Annotated in this window: 1 protein-coding gene; it reads left to right on the forward strand. The window is 70.7% G+C overall.

What is annotated here, in order from left to right; genetic code table 11:
- The coding region (locus MD536_RS21310; RefSeq protein ID WP_239603806.1) for a DUF1173 domain-containing protein at nt 1-287 on the forward strand (287 nt) is incomplete at both ends.

A 287-nucleotide genomic window follows, 5' to 3' on the forward strand; every position in this document is an offset into this window, starting at 1 on the left:
GGCACCGGCAGGGCCGCCACTTTCTGGCCAATCTGCCGGGCCGCTCTCACCACCATTCCCTCGGCTGTCCCTCCTACGCGCCCGATCCGCTCATCGATCCGCGTCGGCACTACAGCGCGGCCGCGCTCGCGCGCTCCGGGGAGATCTGCCACGTGGTCGTCGCGGCCGATCCACTCGGGTCCCCGCCCTTCGCGCACTTCACCCCGCAGGCCGCGCTCGAGTTGCTCTGGGACTCCGCCAATCTCACGCTTTGGTCCCCGCGCATGCGTGGTCGACGCAGCTACACC

The sequence above is a fragment of the Flavihumibacter cheonanensis genome, from assembly GCF_022352215.1.
In the GTDB taxonomy this organism is placed as follows: domain Bacteria; phylum Bacteroidota; class Bacteroidia; order Chitinophagales; family Chitinophagaceae; genus Flavihumibacter; species Flavihumibacter cheonanensis.